This is a genomic window from Protofrankia sp. CiP1_Cm_nod4, assembly GCF_982290645.1.
Map to the genome: position 1 here is coordinate 8,239 of NZ_CEVIVC010000166.1, position 2,578 is coordinate 10,816.

Consider the following 2,578-nt stretch of genomic DNA (forward strand, 5'->3'; position numbering starts at 1 on the left):
GATGCGGATACCGGCCAGGTGGCGCTGCCGGCCAGGCCGGGCCGTGTGTCGACCGGGTCGACGCTGTCCGTCAGGTGGGGCTGTCCGTCAGGCGTCAGGCCGGAACAGCATCTCGCAGGCATCACCCGCCGGGACACGGGTCATACTTACCGTGAGGAGATCGGCAACCGGGCGGCCCGCCGCATGACCCCATGGTCATGGCACTGATGGGGCATCGTGCTGACGAGGCATGGCACCGGTGGGCCGTGTACTCGGCCGGGCTACCGGCGACCGTGCTCGGGGCGCGGTCGCGGCCGTGCCCCGGCCGCCGGCAACGGCCGGGAACCCGGGGGGGTCGGATGGGTCCAGGACAGCGGTCTGTACGCTCAGCCGGTGACACAAACCGGTCAAGATCACATGAGGTGAGCGTGGCATCAATGGACGGCGGTTCCAGGCGGTCACGCTGGCAGCTACTTGTTCATGAAATGGCGAAGTTCGGTGTCGTCGGCGGCTTCTGCTACCTGGTTGACGTCCTCGTCTCCAATCTGTGCCATGGCGTTTTCGACATGGGCTGGCTCAGCGCGAAAACCGTCTCCACCATTGTGGCCGCAACCTGCGCCTACATCGGCAACCGGCACTGGTCCTTCACGCATCGCGCACGTACCGGCCTTCGGCGTGAATACACCCTCTTCGTGATCCTCAACGCCGTCGGGCTCGGGATCGCCCTGGCCTGCCTCGGGATCGCCCGCTATGTGCTGGGCCTGGACAGCGTGCTGGCCTTCAATCTGGCCGGGAACGTGGTCGGCACCGGCCTCGGCACCATCTTCCGGTTCTGGGCGTACAAGCGGTGGGTCTTCCTGCACCCGGACGACCCGAAGGCCGTGCTGCACGCCGAGACCGACGCCCGCCGCGGCCAGCGCGTACCCGAGCCGGCAGGCCGTCTGTAATCACGGGAAAGCTGCCGGTAAATACCCGGAAAGGACTGCGCCAGGATGGACGCTCCTGGTTTTCCAGCGGATTCCGTTTCTGTGACGGGCTGGCGTCGCACGACGCTTTCGCCCCTGTCCCGGCCAGGTGCGGCGGGGCCGGCCGGACGGTTCGGCTGACGCACCCCACCCTCGCTTCCCGGGCGGGCCGCCCGGGAAGGCGGCGCGGATGCCCCATCACCGCCTACCGGCGTCCAGGCGCCCTCGGGCCGGCAACCAGGAATCCGACACGCGGCGACCCTGCGTAGTATTCAGCCCAGGTTCACAGACGCACCGAGGAGGATTCGCCCCGCCTCGGACGCCGTCGGCGCAGCCACCATGCCCAGGCTGTGCCCGACGGATGCTGGCCGACGCGGGCACCGTCCGCGCGACCGGACATCCGTCGGGCATGGCCCACCCGTGACCCGGACCATGGCCGCCGCACCGGATGACGTGCCGCCGTATCCACGCGGACCGCACCAGAAGATCCGCATACCTGACCCACCGGGGGAGACGTGGCAACCGGACTGGCACTCGCGGTCGACATCGGCACCGGCTTCACCGTGGCCGCGACCGCCGTCGACGGCCGGTCGGAGCTCTTACCGCTTGGTCCGGACGGGCCGATGCCGGCCGTCGTCAGCCTGAGCCACGACGGCCGGCTGCTGACCGGCTCGGCCGCCGCCGACATCGCGGTGACGCATCCCGACCGCGCGCAGCCCTGCCCCCTGCGGGCTCTGGAGAGCACCGAGCAGGTGCGGCTCGGCGACACGGCCATCCCCACGGTCGAGCTGGTCGCCGCCGTCCTGCGCCAGGTCTCGCACGAGACGATGAGCCGTTTCCCGGGGCCGCCGCCGGCACAGGTGGTCCTCACCGCGCCGGTCCGCTGGGGTTCCGTCGAGGTCGAGCGGCTGCGGGCCGCCGCGTTCCGGGCAGGCCTGACCAGCGTCACCCTGCTCCCGGAACCGGTCGCGGCGGCCCGCTGGCAGGCCGATCCGGCCGGCTTCCCGCCGGGGACGACCGTCGCCGTCTACGATCTCGGCGCCACGAGCCTGGCGACGACCGTCCTCACCGCGGCACCTGGCGGGTTTGACATCCGCGGCGAGCCGGGCGGCAGCTCCGGCTTCGGGGGCAACACGATCGACGACATCCTGCTGCGCAGGATCGGCGAGCGGGCCACGAGGACCGACTCCCGGGCCTGGAACGCGCTGTGGGCCGACCAGAGCCCGTCCGGTCAGCGGTCGCGCGACCAGATACGCCAGCAGGTCGTCGCGGCGAAGGAGGCGCTGTCGGCCGCCACCAGCCACACCGTCCGGGCCGGCGGATCCGTGGGGGCTATCGAGCTCACCCGGGCGGACCTGGAGGCCTCGATCGAGGGCGAGCTGCGCGCCACCATGACGGAGCTGATCCGGACGGCCGAGAGCGCGGGTGTGCGGCCGGGTGGGCTCGCCGAGGTGTTCCTCGTCGGCGGGTCGACGCGGATACCGCGGATATCGGCGCTGCTGCTGGAGATGGTCGGTGTCTCACCCCGCCCGCCTCGTGACCCGCAGTACGCGGCCGTGCTGGGCGCGCTGGTCGCCGTCGGCGCGGCCAGCGGCCCCACCTCGTCGGGCCACGGGCCGGGACAGGGGCCGGGA

General features: G+C 71.7%; 2 protein-coding genes. Both read left to right on the forward strand.

The window, feature by feature from the left end; translation table 11 throughout:
- Positions 1-416: 416 nt before the first annotated feature.
- Complete coding sequence (locus tag AC5LSR_RS21280; RefSeq protein WP_250282405.1) at positions 417-926, forward strand: GtrA family protein; 510 nt, start codon at positions 417-419, stop codon at positions 924-926.
- Positions 927-1,459: 533 nt separating this feature from the next.
- Positions 1,460-2,578: Hsp70 family protein (locus tag AC5LSR_RS21285; RefSeq protein WP_493465256.1), on the forward strand; the 1,119-nt coding region annotated here is incomplete at its 3' end.

What these genes read in the sequence shown, in the direction of transcription:
- AC5LSR_RS21280 (WP_250282405.1), top strand. Translation starts at nt 417, where the DNA reads ATGGACGGCGGTTCCAGGCGGTCACGCTGGCAGCTACTTGTTCATGAA.